A 19,172-nucleotide genomic window follows, 5' to 3' on the forward strand; every position below is an offset into this window, starting at 1 on the left:
CCTAAAGTAACAGCAGTTCGTGCCGATACCTTCAATACCTTTCGGTGCATCCCTCTTGAGCCGTAAATCCAGGTTGCAGCAATGGGTGAATAAAAACCGATGATAACAGTCCGGATGAAGGACGGTTTTGCTTCAAGACGAAAGGGCTGATGCCATGTACGAAAAAACACACAATGCCGGGTCGAATGGGCAGGGTGTTACGCCAGCATTGAGCCAGTTGCAAGCGCTTGATGACGTACTTGCCATTGCTGAGTTCGATGGCAATGGATGCGTGCGCCAGGTGAATGATAATTTATTAAATCTGTTTGGCTACCAGGCCGCGGAGGTAATTGGACGCCACCACAGCGAATTCTGCCTGCCTGATTTTGCCCGCCACCCACGCTACCTTGTGCTGTGGCAGGACTTGATGCGCGGTATTTCTGGCTCAGGCGTGATAATTGCGTTTCACAAAACAGGCCGTCTTATCTGGGTTGATGTGACATGGGTGCCTGTCGCCGATATGAGCGGCAAGATAACGAGTGTGTTGGCGCTGGTTCGCCCGGCAACCGACCAGACCCGCCACGATTTTGAACAACCCGCTCTGATGTACCAACAATTCCAGGTAGCTGAAGTCATTCACACTGCAGTGATGGTGAGTGATGGTGACGGCTATATCCGTTATGTCAGTAAAGGCTTCACACAGTTGCTGGGTTGGGAAATTAACGGGCTTAATGGTATTAACCCGGTTGAGTTGTTGTTGAGTGGGATTGATGAGTCTGCCCGCCAGGCGGTTATTCGTGAACTGAGCGCCGGAGAGCCTCTGGAAGGTGAATACCTGATTCAGGACAAAAACCAGCACAGGCACTGGGTGAGGCTGGTTTGTTACCCGATAGTCAATACCCATACCCGACAAGTGTCGCACCAGGTGTGGATGGTGCACAGTGTCACACACAGTAAGATTTATGAAACGCTGCAGCAGCAGGTGCTCGAAGCGTTGGTACAGGAGCGCCCGCTGGTGGATGTGCTTGAGTTGATTTGTAACGAAGTCGAGCGTATCGCCCCGGATATTACTGCTACCATTCTTGAACTGGATAACCATGGGCGCCTGTTCCCTCTGGCAGGCCCCGGGATGGCAAAATCTTTCTCACGCCAGTTAGAAGGGTTACAGATTGGTCCTGACGTGGGTTCCTGTGGCTCTGCTGCCTGGTTTAATCATCCCGTGCTTGTTACTGATATCGCAACAGATCCTCGCTGGGAGCCGTTTCGCGACCAAATTTTGCCGTTGGGTTATATCGGTTGCTGGTCGACGCCTGTTTGTAACAACCAGGGCAAAGTGATTGGTACCTTTGCCTTCTATTTCCGCCAGCCGCTAACAGAACGCATCTCGCTGCTGCACCAGTATCTGATTGATGTCTCGACCCACTTATGTTCACTGGCGTTGACTCGTGAGCATGCGCGCCAGCGTATCAGTCAGTTGGCGTTTTACGATAGCCTGACCGGGTTGCCAAACCGCAGTTTGTTACAGGCCAAACTGGACCAGGAAGTCGAAGCGGCAGCACATCGTAACGAAGCGGTTGCCGTGCTCTTTATTGACCTTGACCGCTTTAAGCAGATTAATGACTCATACAGCCATCAGTTAGGTGATGATGTCCTGGTACAGGTCGCGCAGCGCCTGCAATGTGCATTACGTGTAACGGACATTGCAGGCCGCCTTTCCGGTGATGAATTTTTGGTGGTGATGCCACAGTGCGACAAAAACCAGGTTCAGGAAGCGGTCTCCCGTTTACAGGCGGTGCTACATGAGCCGCTGGAATTGTCAGGTACATCGCTGTCAGTCACGGCGACTGTGGGTATCGCCATGTTTCCGAACGATGGTAAAACAGTGGATGAGCTGATTCAGCATGCCGACCTGGCAATGTCTCAGGCCAAAAGTTGTGGCCGCGGACAGTGGGCATTTTTCAGCAACGACATGGGGCAAACAGCGCAGGAACGTATGAGGCTGGAAAGTGCTTTGCGCCAGGCAGTAAAGCAAGGCGGGTTGCAGCTCTATTACCAGCCACAAATTACGCTACATGATAACAGTATATATGGCGTTGAAGCCCTGGCCCGCTGGTATCACCCTGAGTTTGGTATGGTGCCGCCTTCGCGTTTTATTCCTCTGGCGCAGGAGTGTGGGTTGATTGCTGAGTTAGGCATATGGGCGATGGATACAGCCTGCGCACAACTCGCCGAGTGGCAGACTCAGGGCATTCCCATACCAGCGGTGTCGGTTAATCTCTCTTCCACCAGCTTTCATGACCTGTCATTGCCAGATACCGTGGCGAAGATCCTCGAAAAACATGGTCTGGAGCCTCATCACCTTACGCTGGAACTGACAGAAAGTGTCTTACTGGACAGCAACGTCAATACCGTGACATGCCTGAATGAGGTCAATGCGCTGGGGGTTCGCTTATCAATGGATGATTTTGGTACTGGCTATTCCAGCCTGAGTTATTTGCGCCGGTTACCGTTCAGTGAGTTGAAACTGGACCGCAGCTTTGTGGCTGACCTGGAAAATGATGAAATCGCCTGCTCACTCAGTAAAGCAATTATGGGCATAGGGGAAAGCCTGCACCTGACTGTGGTTGCTGAAGGGGTGGAAACCTGTGAGCAGTTTAACCGTCTGCGTGACCAGGGTTACCCGGTAGTACAAGGGTATTTGCTGGCCCGGCCAATGGCACCGCAGTCATTGCTCGCCTGGCTGGATGAACGCCAGGTGATAGCCAGTTTACAGGGTAATTAATCTGTACATTCCGGGAGTTTTCGTGCCCGGAAAAAAATAAAGGAGCCTGGTAACTGGCCCTCTTGATATTTAGTGTGTGGCTATGCCGTACAGTTTATGGCACTTCCTTGTGCCATTCATGTGGATTAGACCGGCACAGGCAGAGCAGACACCTGTACAGACCTTACCTGAGGAACGGGGGATTCAGGTCCCCGTTCACTCACACGAAATACAGCAATTTCGCTGGCGAGTTCCTGTGCTTCCTGGCGTAACAGTGCGGTGTTATGGGCTGTCTGGTTAATCGTGGCCAGGTTTTCTGCTACGGTCTGTTCCATTTGAGTGACAGCCCGGGTAACTTCATCAATCCCTTTGCTTTGTTCATCACCAGCAACACGTATTTCCGCCATAATGTTTTTCACCTGGTCAACATCATTGACCAGTTGCGCCAGTTGTTTTCCGGCGTTATCGATAAACTGGCTTCCAGCTAACACATGGTTGTTAGAATCATCAATCAGGGCTTTTATTTCATGAGACGCAGTGGCACTGCGTTGAGCCAGTAACCGCACTTCTCCCGCCACAACGGCAAAGCCGCGCCCTTGTTCCCCCGCACGGGCGGCTTCCACCGAGGCGTTCAGTGCCAGAATGTTAGTCTGGAAGGTAATGTCATCAATAACACGCAGGATCTCACCCACCCGGCCGGAAGCCTGACGAATGTTATTCATGGAGCTGATAACCTGCTTCATTACCTGGTCATTTTGCTGTGCGGTACCCGCTGTTTTTTCGGCCAGTTGGTCGGCAATACGCACATTGTCGGCATTCTGGCGCACGGTGGCATTCAGTTGCTCCATTGCGGCCGCACTTTCTTCCAGAGCAGCGGCCTGGCCGGCGATTTTATCCGCCAGCCCACTGTTGTTGTCTGCCAGTGAGGTCGCCCCCCGGGCGACAATTTCGCTGGTGCTTTGGGCGCTACGTACCACACTGGCGATTTTATCGGCAAACTGGTTAAAGGAGTGTGCAATCCCCGCTAATTCATCTTCACCGTTATCGTCGAGCCGACGGGTCAGGTCGCCATCGCCGTGAGCAATTTCGTATAATGCCTGCTGTGTGGCATTCAGCCTGCGTGTAATAGTTTTACTGATTACCCAGAACCCCAGCATCAGCACAGCCAGAACGGGAACCAGGATAAACAAAATGCCGTGAGTGATGGTGGCGGCCAGACCCGATACTCTGGCATCGGGGGTGACCAGGCCGATTACCCAGCCAGTCCCCTTCATGCGAAACAGGCTGACCTGCGCATGTTCCCCCAGTAATGGGTCTTTCAGGTCGGTCACGGCGGTAACACTGGTGTCATTGTGAAACTGGTTAACGGCGTTATTTACCGGTGCGAGCCAGGGTTGTTTTTCCGCCAGTTGCGCCAGCGACATCAACTGTTTTTCGTGTGCGGCAGGCGAAAAAATAAGTTGTTTGGTGGCGTCCAGTACAAAGGTATAACCGCCGGTCACCGTACCGCTTTTTTGCAGGTAGGCACCGAGATTATCAAGCTGGACGTCAATGGTGGCGACCCCGGCAAACTGGCCTGCTGCATTATGGTAAGGCACACTGCAGGTAACCATATTCACGCCAGAGACCGGGTCCTGGTATACTTCAGACCAGGTACACTGGTTACCCGGTGCGCTTTTCACCGCGGTGTACCAGCTTTCGTTATGGTAATCCGCAGTGGAAGGGTCGTTATAGCCATTGGAAAAGGTCAACTTACCGTCACTTCCCCGTGCCCAGAAAAAGCTGTGCCGGGCCTCACCTTCGCTGAAGGCATTTGGCTCAGGCCAGATACCGCCCCCCGCAATGGTGTCGTTTTGCTGGGCATCTATCATTCCCGGCAATACGTCTTTGTAGAGCGCATCCTGGTGGGGAAGTTGTTCCGCCATGCGGGCCATACTGATAGCCTGGCCTTCAATTTTTTTCAGTTGCTGGTCAATATTGGCGGTCAGGTTATTTCCCGCCTGGAGAATCAGTTCGTTGCTGGCATCAATGATTCGTGGCTGGGCGAACCACTGCATGGTGAAATACACAATCAGGACTGTGACGGCCAGAATGATGACACCACCGGAAAGCAACTTCCCGGATAAACGCGCCGGAATTAATCGCATACAGACTCCTTAACACTCAAATAGAACACTTGCGCACAGCGGCCAGGGGCCAGAAACGGCTAATGCGCTTCTGTGCCGGTGGGAGCCAGAAAGTTATGCAGGGTAGTGATGCTGGTTTTTTTATTGAATCCTGAAACTGCTATCGGCAATGGCGCAGTAAATCTGAGGGTTATATTTGAGGTATAAGTATTTACTATGGAAGTGGTTCGGGGCTTATAGATAACGGGTGGCTTGTGGCCCGGGAGTCACCGGGCTTTTGGGCTTAGCTTAGTAATAGTAGAATTTAAGCTGTCTGAATAATTTTCTTTGGCACCAGAGCTCGTTGAATAAAACTATCGCCACCATGATGCTATAGAAGGCTAACACACTAAAAATCCAGGAGGCAGGCATATTGCCATTTTCAGTCCCCGCAAAAAAGATAAAGTGGAATACGTTACAGGCGAGGTAAAACGGACTGTATAACGAAACGACTCGCTTAGTGCCTCCTGCCCGGTGAATGACTCAATATCTGTTTCAATGGTGATACGTTTAAACAGCAGTAAATACCGGTTGAGCGTACCTGACTGAATTTGTTGGTGCTTCTGGGATGTGTGCGCCACCTGATCTTTCCCTGATAATTGCGCTCATGAATGTTGGGAAGAGTAAGGCAGGAAGAAAATGGGGTAAACACGCTATTTCTATAGTTGTTTATCAGGAAAAATAATAAGTTTTCCCGCAAACCTGCAAGGAGGTGTGCTGCCAGGGGGGGCGTATTTTTAATACCAAATGCTGGCACTGAATAATTATAGCGGCGCATTTTAGTGTTTATTATGTTGTTAACAGTATGATTAACACCAACACCTGGGTTCAGTACGTTTTTTGCTGCGCGGTATATTAAGCCAAATAAAACGCCGCAGTTACGGCGTTTTATGGGAGCATGGAAAACAGCAGGAATTATTTATGCCGTGATTTCAGGTTATCAATCACCGTGCCTAAATCCAGTTCCTGATCCTGCAACAGAACCAGTAAATGGTACATCAGGTCAGATGCCTCATTCGTCAGTTCATGTTTATCATGCACGGTGGCGGCCAGTGCGGTTTCCACACCTTCTTCACCCACTTTCTGGGCAATGCGTTTGGTGCCGCTGGCATAAAGTTTTGCCGTGTAAGAACTGGCCGGGTCCGCGTGTTTGCGCTCTGCCAGCAGGCTTTCCAGTTCGTACAGGAAATGCCACTGATGGTGGGTATCACCAAAACAACTGGAAGTCCCTTTGTGGCAGGTGGGGCCAATGGGGTTAGCCATTACCAGCAGGGTGTCGTTGTCGCAGTCAGCGGTAATACTGACCACATTGAGAAAATGGCCGGAGGTTTCGCCTTTGGTCCACAACCGTTGTTTGGTGCGTGACCAGAAAGTCACTTTGCCATTTTGCTCTGTTTGCGCCAGAGCTTCCTGATTCATATAACCCAGCATCAGGACTTCACCGGATACGGCGTGCTGCACGATAACCGGTAACAGGCCATCGGTTTTTTCCCAGTCCAGTTGCGCACGTTGTTGTTCTGTTAACACACTCGAATCTCCACACCTTGCTGCGCCAGATACGCTTTCAGTTCACCAATATTGATTAACTGCTTATGAAACACGGAGGCGGCGAGCGCACCATCCACGTTAGCGTCACGAAATGCCTCGAGGAAATGTTCCATTGTGCCAGCACCGCCAGAAGCAATCAGCGGAACATGGCAGACCTCACGCACTTTTTTCAACTGAACCAGGTCATAGCCATTACGCACACCATCCTGATTCATCATATTCAGGACTATTTCGCCGGCACCGCGTTGTTGCACTTCCTGCACCCAGTCAAGCGTTTCCCATTGGGTGACGCGGGTACGGCTTTCATCGCCAGTATACTGGTTAACATGGTATTTCCCGGTTTCACTGTCAAACCAGGTGTCAACACCTACTACAATACACTGAACGCCAAAGCGGTCTGCCAGGCGAGTGATCAGCGTCGGGTCTGCCAGTGCCGGGGAGTTAATCGAAATTTTATCCGCCCCGAACGACAGAATCCGTGCCGCGTCTTCCAACGACTTAATGCCGCCAGCCACACAAAATGGAATGTCGATGACTTCTGCAACTTTGGCTACCCAGCTTTTATCGACCACACGGCCATCACTGGATGCGGTGATATCATAAAAAACCAGCTCATCTGCGCCTTCGGCTGCATAGCGCTGGGCCAGGGGGACAATATCGCCAATAATTTCATGGTTGCGGAACTGCACACCTTTTACAACCTGGCCGTCTCGTACGTCCAGGCAGGGTATTATCCGTTTTGCCAGCATTCGATTGCCTCCGTTACGGTAAATTTACCTTCCAGCAGGGCGCGGCCAACAATCACACCTTCCACACCACTGCCGCGCAAAGCGGCGATATCTGCCAGGCCGCCAATGCCGCCAGAGGCCTGAAAGGCCACCTGGGGGTAATGTGCGCACACATCACGGTACAGGCCGACATTAGAACCTGCCAGGGTACCGTCACGGGAAATATCAGTGCACAGTACATGTTTCAGGCCAAAAGGCAGAAAGCGCTCGACAACATTCTCCAGAGACTGGCCGGTGGTTTCCTGCCAGCCACTGACCGCAACCTGCTTGTTACCCTGGCCGTCAATGCGCACATCCAGAGCCAGCACCAGCGCATCAGCGCCGAATTTAGTGAACCATTGCTCAACCGTTTCTGGGGATTTTACGGCGGTTGAGCCTACCACTACCCGGGTTGCGCCAGCGTCCAGCAGGGCGGCTACGTCGTCTTCGCTGCGCACACCACCACCAACCTGAACCGGAACATCAACACCTGCCAGCAGGTTTTGCAGTAAAGGAATCTGGCGTTTTGCCGGGTCTTTCGCGCCGGTTAAATCAACCAGGTGCAACACTTGCGCACCCATACCCGCGTAAGCCTGCAGGCGGGGCAGTGGATCGCTGCCGTAGTCGCGCTGCTGCCCGTAATCGCCCTGATGCAGGCGAACCACTTTGCCATCAATTAAATCCAGTGCGGGAATAATCATCTCGCTTACATCTCCAGAAAGTTTTTCAGCAACTGCGCACCGGCGGAACCAGAACGTTCGGGGTGAAACTGCACGCCGAAGAAGTTGTCTTTTTGCACGGCGGCGGTGAAGGCTTCGCCGTAACTGCATTGTGCAATGGTGTTGGCGCATACGGGCATCGCATAACTGTGAACAAAATAAAACCAGGCACCCGGTTCGATGCCACGAAACAGACGGTCACCGGCTTTAGGGTAAACCTTGTTCCAGCCCATGTGAGGCAAGGGCAAGCCAGCATCCTTCATTTTAAGTACCGGCTGGTCAACCAGCCCCAGGGTTTCCACGCCGTTATTTTCATCACTGGCGGTACCGAGTAGCTGCATACCCAGGCAAACCCCCAGCAAGGGTTGAGTGGCGGTTTTCACCAGTTCCACCAGGTCGCGTTCACGTAACTGATCCATGGCAGCCTGAGCCGTGCCCACGCCGGGCAGGATCAGTTTATCCGCCTGGCGGATAACATCTGCATCTTTACTGATGGCTGGCTCATAACCCAGGCGTTGTACCGCAGAGCGTACAGACGACAGGTTGGCACACCCGGTATCAATAATGACGACATTCATTACAACACTCCTTTTGACGAAGGCAGTGCATCCCCTTCCACGCGAATGGCCTGGCGCAGTGTGCGGCCAAAGGCTTTGAACAGGCTTTCAACGCGGTGGTGATCATTTTTACCTTTGGTTTTCAGGTGCAGTGTCACGCCCATGGTATAAGAGAGCGAACGGAAGAAGTGCTCGACCATCTCGGTGCTCAGGTCGCCCACGCGCTGATAATTGAACTCAGCTTTATATTCCAGGTGCGGGCGACCGGAGATATCCATTGCGCAGCGCGCCAGGCATTCATCCATGGGCAGCACGAAACCAAAGCGCGCAATACCACGTTTGTCGCCCAGTGCCACACGCAGTGCTTCACCTAAGGCCAGGCCGGTATCTTCAACGGTGTGGTGGTCGTCAATGTGCAGGTCGCCATGGACTTTAACGGATAAACGGAACCCGCCGTGGGTGGCAATCTGGTCCAGCATATGGTCGAAGAAACCCACGCCAGTGTTAATGGTGCTTTCACCTTCGCGGTCCAGCCACACTTGTACGTCAATTTGGGTTTCCCGGGTATTACGCTCAACCCGCGCGTAGCGGTCGCGCTGGGTAAGTTTGGTGCAGATATCGGCCCAGTTGAGGTTATCTGGCGCATATTGCAGCCCCTGAATACCCATATTGTTCGCCAGTGCGATATCGGTTGCGCGGTCACCAATCACATAGCTATTGGCGGCATCCATTACCCCGCGAGCCAGGTATTTTTCGACCAGGCCGGTTTTGGGTTTACGGCAGGCGCAGTTGTCCTGCTGGAAATGAGGGCAGATAAGAACTTCTTCGAAATTCACACCCTGTGAGCTGAGAACCTGCATCATCAGGTTGTGCGGGCCATCGAAGTCTGCCTGTGGGTAGCTGCTGGTACCAAGGCCATCCTGGTTGGTGACCATCACTAACTGCCAGCCCGCTTTTTGCAGTTGCAGCAGCGCGGGAATAACGCCGGGTTCAAAGGCGAGTTTGGCATAGCTGTCCACCTGGAAATCTTCCGGCGGTTCGGTAATCAGGGTGCCGTCCCGGTCAATAAAAAGATACTTCTGGCTCATACTTACTCCGCTGTGATGCTGGCTGACAATGCGTACAGTGCGGCCACAACACGCTGGCATTCTGCTTCAGTGCCAATGGTGATGCGCAGGCAACCGCCAAGACCAGGTTGTTTACTCTGGTCACGTAAAATAATGCCTTGATCCCACAGGGATTTAAAGACAACACTGCACTCACTTAACTTGAATAACACATAGTTTGTGTCAGAAGGGTAGACCTGTTCCACGCCAGGCAGCGCCTGCAATGCACTGACCAGTTCGCGCCGGTTGCGTAAAATTTCTGCCACCCGGCCACGCATGGCGGTTAAACCCGCTTCACTTAATGCCTGGGCTGCAATATCAGCAACCGGCGTGCTCAGAGGATAAGGCGCAATAACTTTTAGCAGCAGGTCGATAACCGGTTTGTTGGCGAGCGTAAAGCCGCAGCGTAACCCGGCCAGAGCAAACGCTTTTGACAGAGTGCGCAGCACAACCAGGTGTGGGTAATCCTTTAACCAGGAGGTCAGTGTGGCTTGTGGGCAAAACTCAATATAGGCTTCATCGGCAACCACAATGGCGCGGTCACGGGTCATTTCCAGCAGCGATTTCAGGTCTTCCGGGTTAATCACCTGGCCGGTCGGGTTGTTCGGGCTGCACACAAACACAACTTTCACGCCATCCAGTTGTGCCTGCATGGCGGGCAGGTCAAGCTGCCAGTTGGCGAGGGCCGGAACTTTGCGGCACTCCACACCAATGGTTTCCGCACTCACACTGTACATGCCATAGGTGGGTGGGCAAATCATAATGGCGTCCTGGCCGGGTTCACAAAATGCCCGCACCACCAGTTCAATACCTTCATCGGCTCCGCGGTTAACCAGAACCTGGTCTTTATTCAGTCCGGCGTAAGCGGCATAGCGGGTGATAACCGCTTCAGGCTGGCATTCCGGGTAACGGTTCAGGGTTTGCTGAGTCAGTTCGAAAGGTACCGCTGTAGGGTATTCGTTGGCATTCAGCCAGACATCACCTTTGCCGCCTAAGCGGCGGGCTGACTGGTAAGGTGTTAACTGGCGAACATTTTCGCGTGCCAGTGCTTCAATAGACTTGCTGCTCATTGTGTTTCCCTCAACCCTGTTTGTTGTTTTGCGCCAGTGCGGCAACACGCAATGTCACGGCATTTTTGTGTGCGGTTAATTGTTCCGCTGCGGCAAGCGTTTCAATGGCTTGCGCCAGGCTGGCAAACCCTTGCGGCGACAGTTCCTGCACTGTCATACGTTTTTGAAAATCTGCCAGGCCAAGGCTTGAGCAGGTGGCGGTATAACCGTATGTGGGCAACACATGGTTGGTTCCGGATGCATAATCGCCGGCAGATTCTGGTGACCAGTCGCCCAGGAATACTGAACCGGCGCTGGTGATGTCATTAACCAGGCTGCGTGCTTCGCGGGTTTGAATAATTAAATGTTCCGGGCCATATAAATTGGATATTTCCACGCACTGGGCAAGGTCGCGCGCTACAATCAGGCGGCTTGCAGACAACGCCTGGCGTGCAGTTTCTGCCCGCGGCAATTCAGCCAACTGGCGCTCAACCGCTTGCGCCACACGGCTTGCGATATCACGGTCGGGTGTCAGCAAAATGACTTGTGAATCCGGGCCGTGTTCTGCCTGAGAAAGCAGGTCAGAGGCAACAAAATCCGGGTTGGCGCCGCTGTCGGCAATCACCAGCACTTCTGAAGGCCCGGCAGGCATATCAATGGCTGCACCATCAAGCCGTTGGCTGACCTGGCGTTTGGCTTCGGTAACAAACGCGTTGCCCGGGCCAAAAATTTTATCCACCGCAGGCACAGTTTCGGTACCGAATGCCAGCGCGGCAATGGCCTGCGCCCCACCGGCCTGGAAGACTTCTTTCACCCCACACAGGCGCGCAGCATAGAGTATTTCATCAGCAATTGGCGGCGGGGAACACAACACCACACGGCGGCAACCGGCAATACGTGCCGGGGTTGCCAGCATTAATACTGTTGAAAACAGGGGCGCTGAACCACCAGGAATGTAGAGGCCAACCGCCGCAACCGGGCGGGTGACTTGCTGGCAACGCACGCCTGGCAATGTTTCGATATCTACCGTTGCCAGTTGCTGGGCACGGTGGAAGGTTTCAATGTTTTTGACCGCTACAGCCATTGCCTGTTTAACGTCATCGCCCAGGCGTGCCACTGCAGCATCAATCTCAGCTTCGCTGACGCGTAATTCACTGACGGCGGTTTTGTCAAAGCGGGCGCTGTATTCGCGCAAGGCTTCATCACCACGATTTTTGACGTTATCGAGGATTTCGCTCACGGTGCGGGTGATGCTGTCAGAGGCAGAAATTGCCGGGCGCATCAACAGTGCGCGCTGTTGTTCAGCATCGCACGTATTCCAGTCAATCAGGGTATCGAAGCGGCTCATGGTCATTACTCCATCATTTTTTCAATGGGCAGGACGAGAATGGAGCTGGCACCCAGCACTTTCAGTTTTTCCATGGTTTCCCAGAACAGGGTTTCGCTGCTGACCATGTGCATAGCAACACGTTGTTTGTCACCAGCCAGCGGCAGAATGGTGGGGCGCTCAGCACCTGGCAGCAGGGCAATCACTTCTTCCAGACGGTCGCTTGGCGCATGCATCATGATGTACTTGGATTCACGAGCCTGAATCACACCCTGAATACGGGTCATCAGGCGGTCAATTAACTGTTGTTTGGCGCTGTCCATTTCGCCATCACGCTGAATCAGGCAGGCTTTGGAGCGGTAAATCACTTCCACTTCACGCAGGCCGTTTGCTTCAAGCGTCGCCCCGGTAGACACGAGGTCACAAATCGCATCAGCAAGGCCGGCTCGCGGAGCAACTTCAACGGAACCATTCAGTAAACAGGATTTGAACTGAATGTTTTTTTGGTCGAGATAACGTTTGAGCAGGTGAGGATAAGACGTGGCGATACGTTTGTTATTCAGGGCAGCCGGGCCATCCCAGGCTTCATCAACCGGCAGGGCCAGTGAGAGGCGGCAACCACCGAAATCGAGGCGGCGCAGTGTGAAGTAACGTGGGTCTTCACCTTGTGCCCGGCGAGTCAGCAGTTCTTCTTCCAGCACATTCTCACCAATAATCCCCAGGTCAACAACGCCATCCATAATCAGGCCCGGGATATCGTCATCGCGTACACGCAGAATATCGACAGGCATATTCTCAGCCAGCGCTATCAGGCGTTGTGTGTGCAGATTCACTTTAATGCCGCAACGGGCGAGCAGTTCGCGTGAATCATCACTTAAACGGCCTGATTTTTGAATAGCTATGCGTAAACGTGAATTATCTAACATTATGTTGTTACCTCTTAACCTGTTTAACTCTGCCCGAAAAACGTAATAAAAAAGCCCCCGGAAGTGCGACCTTCCGGGGGCTTTTCATTGCGTTCATGCACCACTGGAAGATCTGAATGTCTTCCAGCACACATCGCCTGAAAGACTAGTCAGGATGATGGTGATGATGGTGGTGTTTAAATTGAACGCTTTTCATAAAATTCTCTGTATGAATGACTATTCATTAAGTGGTTCTTACCGTAAACCAGGTTAAGGGCTGAACGCAAGCCCTTTTTTTACAAGATTAAGAACTTTCATTTTCATCCTGACATTGTTGGTAACCGGAGACAGGCGTAGCGTAGTACTATGATTAAGCCAACGGGCAGGATTAAGCCAACGGGCAGGATTAAGCCAACGGGCAGGATTAAGCTGGCAGGGGAGTTAAGCAATATGAGCCGGGTAACTGGCTAAGTGGTAACATTGCACAACAAGCTGGTGGGCTTATCAGGAAAACCCTGATTAATACCTAAGATGTGAACACCGTTAAGGAGAGCAGGCATGAAAAAGGTCGCCATTGTTGGTCTGGGCTGGCTGGGAATGCCTTTGGCATTGTCACTTATGGCGCAAGGGTGGGAAGTGAAGGGCAGTAAAACATCACAGGATGGCGTGGAAGCAGCGCGCATGTGTGGTGTCAGTTGCTGCAAACTCCAACTTGAGCCTGAATTAACCTGCGATAACGATGCGCTGGATGAATTACTGGATGTCGATGCGCTGGTCATTACGTTACCAGCCCGGCGAACAGGAACGGGGGATAATTTCTACCTCAGGGCAGTCCAGGAACTGGTAGACAGTGCTCTGGCGCGCCATGTACCCCGTATTTTGTTAACCAGCTCAACTTCGGTATACGGTGAAGTTGATGGCAGTGTTAAAGAAAGCACGCCGTTAAACCCGTCTACGGCAAGTGGCAAGGCGTTACAGGAGCTTGAACGCTGGTTGCATAATTTGCCCGGGACTTCGGTGGACATCTTACGCCTCGCAGGCCTGGTGGGGCCACAACGTCACCCAGGTCGTTTTCTGGCCGGGAAAACGGTATCAGGTGGCAACAATGTGGTAAATCTGGTGCATCTGGAAGATGTGGTGGCGGCAATCAGCCTGTTATTGCAGGCCCCTAAAGGTGGGCATATCTATAACCTCTGCGCACCCTCGCACCCAACCAAACGCGAGTATTACCCCATGATGACTGAAAAGCTGGGTGTGGCCGGGCCGGTATTTACTGATGAACCGGGGCAACCTGGTGGCAAGAAAGTAGACGGAAACCGGATTTGCAATGAACTGGGGTTTGAATACCTCTGGCCGGACCCGTTTGTTATGCCGGTAGAGTAATCTTAAGAGCTTTTAAAGCCATTTATTATCATTGTGTTACAGTTGTATTGGCAGCGGGGCTGTAACCCGAGAAACACATCCCTGAACTGAATGTGCGCTTTCATTCATATCAGTACCTGGTCAGCTTGATTTTACACTCCGCAATGTGCAGAATACGCGCCCTGTAAAAAGATGATTAACCGACGTTTCTTTCACGTCGGTTATTTTTTGCATAAAAAAACACTCCGTTTAAATAAGAGGCCGGGCTTCGTTCCGGATAGATAGTCACTTTCAGATTTCGACCGTCGTGTCGCTCAAGGATACCAATATGGGGCAATTTATTGCTTTTGCGATGGTTCACGCCGTAAGAGGTAACGCTCATGTCGCATAACGTCACTCCAGGTGCAACCCCTCGTGTGGGCTTGCGTAAAACGCTTACCCTGATCCCTGTAATTATGATGGGTCTGGCGTATATGCAGCCTATGACCCTGTTTGATACGTTTGGTATCGTATCGGCGAAAACCGATGGTCACGTCGCCACGGCTTATGCCTTTGCATTAATTGCTATTCTGTTTACTGCGCTGAGCTATGGCAAACTGGTGCGCCGCTTCCCATCTGCGGGCAGTGCCTATACCTATGCGCAAAAGTCTATCAGCCCGGTGGTTGGGTTCATGGTGGGCTGGTCTTCACTGCTGGATTATCTGTTTATGCCGATGATCAACATCCTGCTGGCGAAGATCTATTTTGAAGCGCTGGTGCCCAGTATTCCTTCCTGGATTTTTGTTGTGCTGTTGGTCGGTTTTATGACGATATCCAACCTGCGCAGTATTAAGGCTGTCGCTAACTTTAATACTGTGATTGTCACGCTCCAACTGTCGCTGATGGCGGTAATCACCGGGGTATTAATTTATGGTGTATTCCACGGCCAGGGGGCAGGTACACTGGCAAGTAGCCAGCCTTTCTGGAATAGCAATGCGCACGTAGTGCCCATGATTACCGGCGCCACGATTCTGTGCTTCTCTTTCCTGGGCTTCGACGGTATCAGTTCACTGTCTGAAGAAACCAAAGATGCTGACCGCGTCATTCCGAAAGCGATTTTTCTGACTGCGCTGATTGGCGGTGTGGTGTTTATCGTGGTGTCTTACTTCCTGCAGCTGTGGTTCCCGCGTATCGCTGAAGAGGCGACACAGCCAGATATTATGCTGGCAGTTGCTGGTAAAGGCTTCCAGTTTGGTGTGGTTGTGTTCTCTACGGTGACCGTACTGGCATCGGGAATGGCCGCGCATGCCGGGGTTTCTCGCCTGATGTATGTGATGGGGCGTGATGGCGCATTCCCTTCGCGCTTCTTCGGTTACCTTCACCCGGTATGGCGTACACCGGCAATGAACGTCCTGTTAGTGGGCGCCATTGCACTTTTAGCGATTAAATTCGATCTGGAAACCGCAACCGCGTTAATTAACTTTGGTGCGCTGGTGGCGTTTACCTTTGTTAACCTGTCGGTTATTTCACAGTTCTGGATCCGTGAAAAACGCAACAAGACACTGAAAGACCACTTCCAGTACCTGGTTCTGCCTGTACTGGGTGCGCTTACTGTTGGGGCGCTGTGGGTAAATCTGGAAGAAAGCTCTATGATCCTCGGCCTGATTTGGGCGGCAGCCGGTCTGGTTTATCTGGCCTGCGTGACCCGTGTCTTCCGTAATCCAGTGCCGCAATACGAAGATATTGCCTGAGATTAACCTGACTCAACTGTAATAATAAACGGCCCCAGAATTGTTGCTCTGGGGCCGTTATTGTTTACGAGTTGCCCTGCCTGAACTATCAGTTCACCAGTTCCTGCACATATTGGTAGAGTGCTTTCAGCAGTTGCTGTTTGTCTGTCTGGCCTTCGTACTGTTGCCAGAGTTGCGCCAGCTCACTGGCATAATTCTCCAGGTTTTCTGGGGAGAATACCTCGCGGCGATGTGCCAGCCAGCGCTGTTGTTCGGCTTCATCCAGTGTGCCGGGGAAGTTGCGCGCGCGGTAGTTAAACAACAGTTTTTCAATTCTTGGGTCGCCAAAAGTAATATCCAGCGCCGGTAAATTTTTCGGCTCGGTTTCCTGAATAATCTTCATGCCATTACGGTCGGCATCACTGAAAAAGCCGTTGTAGAGTTGGGCATCAACATTTTCTGGCGGAGTAAAGGGCTCCGCTCCGGCAAACAATAACACCACTTTCTCCCGCACGTCCGGGTTGGCCTGAAGCAGGCGCAGGTTTGCCAGGCACAACTCCCGGTCAATATTCAGCCGTTGTGCATCTTCCGGGCGTAATGTACGCGCCTGCGCCAGTACCGGGCATTTATTCAGGTGTACCAGTTTAACTGGCACGGGCAGGTTATCGCCCAGTTCTGCTTTCGGCGTATATAACCTCTCACGCAGGGTATCGGCATCCAGTTCCAGCAGTGGCGAAACATCCGCGGCCAGGTCCACCATAATTACGGCGTTGCGGTTATCCGGGTGCCATGCCAGTGGCGCCACCCAACTGGTATTACCCCGGCTGGCACCAAACATGCCGGAAACATGCACCAGAGGGGCCATTTTCGGAATATCAATCAGCGTCATCAGCTTTTGCTTGCTGCGGTACTGCCACAGGTAATCAAACAGCCGTGGCTGATGTTTTTTCACCAGTTGTGCCATGGCGATAGTTGCCCAGACATCAGCCATGGCATCGTGCGCATTACTGTGTTCAATACCATTGGCGACAGTCAGGTGCTCCAGGCGGAAACTGGGCAGCCCATCTTCATTCTCTGGCCAGTTGATGCCTTCCGGGCGCAGGGCATAACAGGCGCGCATCACATCCAGCAAATCCCAGCGTGAATTGCCGTTTTGCCAGCTCCAGGCATACGGGTCATAAAAATTACGGTAGAAAATATTACGGGTGACTTCATCATCAAAACGTACATTGTTGTAGCCCACAATACAGGTCTTTGGCACGGTGAAAATATCGTGAATACGCCGGGCGAATTGCGCTTCGTTTTCACCTTGTTCCCGCGCCTGCTGTGGTGTAATCCCGGTAACCATTACTGCTCCGGGTTGAGGCAGGTAGTCATCCGCTGGCTGGCAGAAGAACACTTCCGGTTCACCAATGGGGTTGAAATCGCTGTCTGTGCGTATTGCTGCGAACTGCGCTGGCTTGTCCAGCGCCGGGTGCGTGCCGAAGGTTTCGTAATCATGAAACAGGAAGGTTGGTTGAGCGGCGTCAGTCATTGCAGGTAGTGTCCATCTTCGGTCAATACAATTAACCAGTAATTATGGCGAGTTCGGCATGTAATCACCACCCTTATCTGGTGGGGAAGTTGCTTCAGGAAGTGTTGTTCAGAATAATGGCACGCAATTGCCATTTTCTTTACTCCATTAATAAATAAAAAGACAAACATTTAATTAACTTGTTAATTATTTTCGTTTGGCGTAACTAATGAGAATTTTCACGCGAAAAATAAATGGATTGAATGTTTTTGGTGGCTATAATTTCCGGCGAAAATAATTTTTATTTATGTTTTTTATTATCTCTTGTTTATGTTTTTTGGTAATGAGTGTTTGGGGTTTGGTTGTGCATGGTCGTTATTAAATTATAAGGATAATGATTCAGAGAGGTTGGTAGTGAAAAAGGTTGAATATAGTCTGTTGATTGTGCTGGGGTGTTTATTTAGTATGGCCTCAAGCGCAAGTATCCAGGTTGAGCCAATGCGTGCTGAACTCGATGCTAAAGGGAATGCCATTATTAAAGTCAGATCAACAGGGAGTGATACAGCTTATATTCGTGCATCACTTAAACAAGTCATGTCCCCTGCAACTGCGAGTGAATATGAGCAGGATGCAGTTATTTGGGATAATAGCGGGCTAATGTTGACGCCTCAGAAACTAATTATCCCTGCAAATAGTCAACGTACGCTCCGGTTGATCAGCATGAAACCACCGGAAAAAGAAACTGTGTATCGCGTGATGGTTGAATCCGTTTCAGCGGAGGGCTTTCCTCTGGCAAGCAGTCATGCTCTGTCAGCTGGCTTTGGTATGAACATTATTTGGGGCGTTGTGGTTAATGTGCCACCTCGTCAACCCAGCATTGCTTTTGATTTTAACCGGCCCTTAAAGAGAATTAGCAATAAAGGTACTCAGCGAATTATTTTTCGTAAAATTGAAAGCTGTAACAGTGAATTAACGAAATGCCAGTCTCATGAAATAAAACGCACTCTCTACCCTGACCAGCAATGGGTTATAGAAAATGATGTGGTCACAGGAAATAAAACAAAATTCACAGTCTATGACTGGATAAATAAAAAAGAAGTTGTCTTTGTTAAATAATTAACCCATAAGGAAATCAAGAAATGAAAAAGCTTTTAGTCACCTCTTTAGCATGCACGCTGGCGGTTGCATTTAGTGCCAGCGCTTTACAAAAAGACATTACGGTAACGGCTGCGGTAGATGCCAACCTTGAAATGACGCTGGCTGATGGAAGCGCATTACCAACCACCGTAGCAATGCAACATATGCCTGGGCTGGGTTTATCGCCTCATACATTACAAACCAGGCTATTCAGTAATGCCCCGGAAAGTAATGTCATTGTGCGTCTGGTTGCCAGCCCGGAACTAACGGCAGCGGAAAGTAATGCATCTGTTCCTCTGTCTGTCACCCTTGGGAACAAAACACTGTCTACATCCGACACCGTATTTAATACAACTGATTTATATCCTGGCGGAGACAGCAGTACTGGGTCGATGCCTCTGCCATTAGTTATTTCACAGGCATCCTCAGGCTCATTGACGAGCGGCCACTATAACGGTCTGGTCAGCATGTACATGACGCTGTCCGCAGACTGATACCCTCCTGTTTTGAGACACAACGCGGCATGGTTCTCATGCCGCAAGAATATTTATAGCTGCATGAAAGGGTA

16 protein-coding genes and 1 other annotated feature are annotated in these 19,172 nt (G+C 51.4%); of the genes, 5 read left to right on the forward strand and 11 right to left on the reverse strand.

Features of this window, described 5'->3' with window-relative positions:
- The first annotated feature begins 154 nt into the window (after positions 1-154).
- Complete coding sequence (locus A9B99_RS18710) at positions 155-2,761, forward strand: bifunctional diguanylate cyclase/phosphodiesterase (RefSeq protein ID WP_064600135.1); 2,607 nt, start codon at positions 155-157, stop codon at positions 2,759-2,761.
- A gap of 125 nt (positions 2,762-2,886) precedes the next feature.
- On the opposite strand, the gene A9B99_RS18715 is transcribed toward A9B99_RS18710, so the two are convergent.
- The 10 genes from A9B99_RS18715 to hisL all read right to left on the reverse strand — a co-directional run bounded on the left by A9B99_RS18715 (position 2,887) and on the right by hisL (position 13,100).
- Positions 2,887-4,887: a methyl-accepting chemotaxis protein gene (locus A9B99_RS18715; protein ID WP_064600138.1), complete on the reverse strand. Its 2,001-nt coding sequence runs from the start codon at positions 4,885-4,887 to the stop codon at positions 2,887-2,889.
- 933 nt (positions 4,888-5,820) lie between these two features.
- Positions 5,821-6,432: a bifunctional phosphoribosyl-AMP cyclohydrolase/phosphoribosyl-ATP diphosphatase HisIE gene (gene hisIE / locus A9B99_RS18725; RefSeq protein WP_036107974.1), complete on the reverse strand. Its 612-nt coding sequence runs from the start codon at positions 6,430-6,432 to the stop codon at positions 5,821-5,823.
- Positions 6,426-7,202, reverse strand: a complete 777-nt coding sequence (gene hisF, locus A9B99_RS18730; RefSeq protein WP_064600142.1) for an imidazole glycerol phosphate synthase subunit HisF — start codon at positions 7,200-7,202, stop codon at positions 6,426-6,428. The genes hisIE and hisF overlap by 7 nt, the downstream gene beginning before the upstream one ends.
- Positions 7,184-7,921 carry a 1-(5-phosphoribosyl)-5-[(5-phosphoribosylamino)methylideneamino]imidazole-4-carboxamide isomerase gene (gene hisA, locus A9B99_RS18735; RefSeq protein WP_064600144.1) on the reverse strand — a complete coding sequence of 246 codons (738 nt, stop codon included), beginning with the start codon at positions 7,919-7,921 and terminating at the stop codon, positions 7,184-7,186. The genes hisF and hisA overlap by 19 nt, the downstream gene beginning before the upstream one ends.
- Before the next feature lie 5 nt (positions 7,922-7,926).
- Positions 7,927-8,517 carry an imidazole glycerol phosphate synthase subunit HisH gene (hisH, locus tag A9B99_RS18740; RefSeq protein WP_036107980.1) on the reverse strand — a complete coding sequence of 197 codons (591 nt, stop codon included), beginning with the start codon at positions 8,515-8,517 and terminating at the stop codon, positions 7,927-7,929.
- The gene (gene hisB, locus A9B99_RS18745; protein ID WP_064600147.1) at positions 8,517-9,584 is read right to left on the reverse strand and encodes a bifunctional histidinol-phosphatase/imidazoleglycerol-phosphate dehydratase HisB; all 1,068 of its coding nucleotides are present in this window, start codon (positions 9,582-9,584) and stop codon (positions 8,517-8,519) included. Before hisB ends, hisH begins: the two co-directional genes overlap by 1 nt.
- A 2-nt stretch (positions 9,585-9,586) precedes the next feature.
- A complete protein-coding gene (hisC, locus tag A9B99_RS18750) occupies positions 9,587-10,672 on the reverse strand; it encodes a histidinol-phosphate transaminase (protein WP_064600150.1) in 1,086 nt (361 codons plus the stop codon).
- 10 nt (positions 10,673-10,682) lie between these two features.
- Entirely contained in the window at positions 10,683-11,999 is a 1,317-nt protein-coding gene (gene hisD, locus A9B99_RS18755; protein WP_064600297.1) for a histidinol dehydrogenase, read from the reverse strand.
- Between the two features lie 5 nt (positions 12,000-12,004).
- Positions 12,005-12,904, reverse strand: a complete 900-nt coding sequence (gene hisG / locus A9B99_RS18760; protein WP_064600154.1) for an ATP phosphoribosyltransferase — start codon at positions 12,902-12,904, stop codon at positions 12,005-12,007.
- Positions 12,905-12,949: 45 nt separating this feature from the next.
- Positions 12,950-13,074 (reverse strand) — a sequence feature (His leader region).
- On the reverse strand, positions 13,050-13,100 hold the full coding sequence (gene hisL / locus A9B99_RS23950) for a his operon leader peptide (protein ID WP_110025554.1): 51 nt from the start codon (positions 13,098-13,100) through the stop codon (positions 13,050-13,052). It overlaps the preceding feature by 25 nt.
- 341 nt (positions 13,101-13,441) lie before the next feature.
- Between hisL and A9B99_RS18765 the strand changes: the two genes are divergently transcribed.
- Together A9B99_RS18765 and A9B99_RS18770 are read left to right on the forward strand one after the other, a co-directional pair.
- Complete coding sequence (locus A9B99_RS18765) at positions 13,442-14,266, forward strand: SDR family oxidoreductase (RefSeq protein ID WP_064600158.1); 825 nt, start codon at positions 13,442-13,444, stop codon at positions 14,264-14,266.
- Positions 14,267-14,625: 359 nt separating this feature from the next.
- The gene (locus A9B99_RS18770) at positions 14,626-15,975 is read left to right on the forward strand and encodes an APC family permease (protein ID WP_064600160.1); all 1,350 of its coding nucleotides are present in this window, start codon (positions 14,626-14,628) and stop codon (positions 15,973-15,975) included.
- A gap of 88 nt (positions 15,976-16,063) precedes the next feature.
- On the opposite strand, the gene sbcB is transcribed toward A9B99_RS18770, so the two are convergent.
- The gene (gene sbcB, locus A9B99_RS18775) at positions 16,064-17,488 is read right to left on the reverse strand and encodes an exodeoxyribonuclease I (protein ID WP_064600163.1); all 1,425 of its coding nucleotides are present in this window, start codon (positions 17,486-17,488) and stop codon (positions 16,064-16,066) included.
- A gap of 393 nt (positions 17,489-17,881) precedes the next feature.
- On the opposite strand from sbcB, the gene A9B99_RS18780 reads away from it, so the two are divergent.
- Positions 17,882-18,583: a hypothetical protein gene (locus A9B99_RS18780; RefSeq protein ID WP_156519098.1), complete on the forward strand. Its 702-nt coding sequence runs from the start codon at positions 17,882-17,884 to the stop codon at positions 18,581-18,583.
- A 23-nt stretch (positions 18,584-18,606) separates the two neighbouring features.
- On the forward strand, positions 18,607-19,098 hold the full coding sequence (locus tag A9B99_RS18785; RefSeq protein ID WP_064600168.1) for a CS1 type fimbrial major subunit: 492 nt from the start codon (positions 18,607-18,609) through the stop codon (positions 19,096-19,098).
- Positions 19,099-19,172: the final 74 nt, after the last annotated feature.

The sequence above is a fragment of the Mangrovibacter phragmitis genome (genome assembly GCF_001655675.1).
GTDB lineage: Bacteria > Pseudomonadota > Gammaproteobacteria > Enterobacterales > Enterobacteriaceae > Mangrovibacter > Mangrovibacter phragmitis.

Coding starts and splice junctions, on each gene's coding strand:
- A9B99_RS18710 (WP_064600135.1), top strand. CDS start 155: ATGTACGAAAAAACACACAATGCCGGGTCGAATGGGCAGGGTGTTACG.
- A9B99_RS18715 (WP_064600138.1), bottom strand. CDS start 4,887: ATGCGATTAATTCCGGCGCGTTTATCCGGGAAGTTGCTTTCCGGTGGT.
- hisF (WP_064600142.1), bottom strand. CDS start 7,202: ATGCTGGCAAAACGGATAATACCCTGCCTGGACGTACGAGACGGCCAG.
- hisA (WP_064600144.1), bottom strand. CDS start 7,921: ATGATTATTCCCGCACTGGATTTAATTGATGGCAAAGTGGTTCGCCTG.
- hisH (WP_036107980.1), bottom strand. CDS start 8,517: ATGAATGTCGTCATTATTGATACCGGGTGTGCCAACCTGTCGTCTGTA.
- hisB (WP_064600147.1), bottom strand. CDS start 9,584: ATGAGCCAGAAGTATCTTTTTATTGACCGGGACGGCACCCTGATTACC.
- hisC (WP_064600150.1), bottom strand. CDS start 10,672: ATGAGCAGCAAGTCTATTGAAGCACTGGCACGCGAAAATGTTCGCCAG.
- hisD (WP_064600297.1), bottom strand. CDS start 11,999: ATGAGCCGCTTCGATACCCTGATTGACTGGAATACGTGCGATGCTGAA.
- hisG (WP_064600154.1), bottom strand. CDS start 12,904: ATGTTAGATAATTCACGTTTACGCATAGCTATTCAAAAATCAGGCCGT.
- A9B99_RS18765 (WP_064600158.1), top strand. CDS start 13,442: ATGAAAAAGGTCGCCATTGTTGGTCTGGGCTGGCTGGGAATGCCTTTG.
- A9B99_RS18770 (WP_064600160.1), top strand. CDS start 14,626: ATGTCGCATAACGTCACTCCAGGTGCAACCCCTCGTGTGGGCTTGCGT.
- sbcB (WP_064600163.1), bottom strand. CDS start 17,488: ATGACTGACGCCGCTCAACCAACCTTCCTGTTTCATGATTACGAAACC.
- A9B99_RS18785 (WP_064600168.1), top strand. CDS start 18,607: ATGAAAAAGCTTTTAGTCACCTCTTTAGCATGCACGCTGGCGGTTGCA.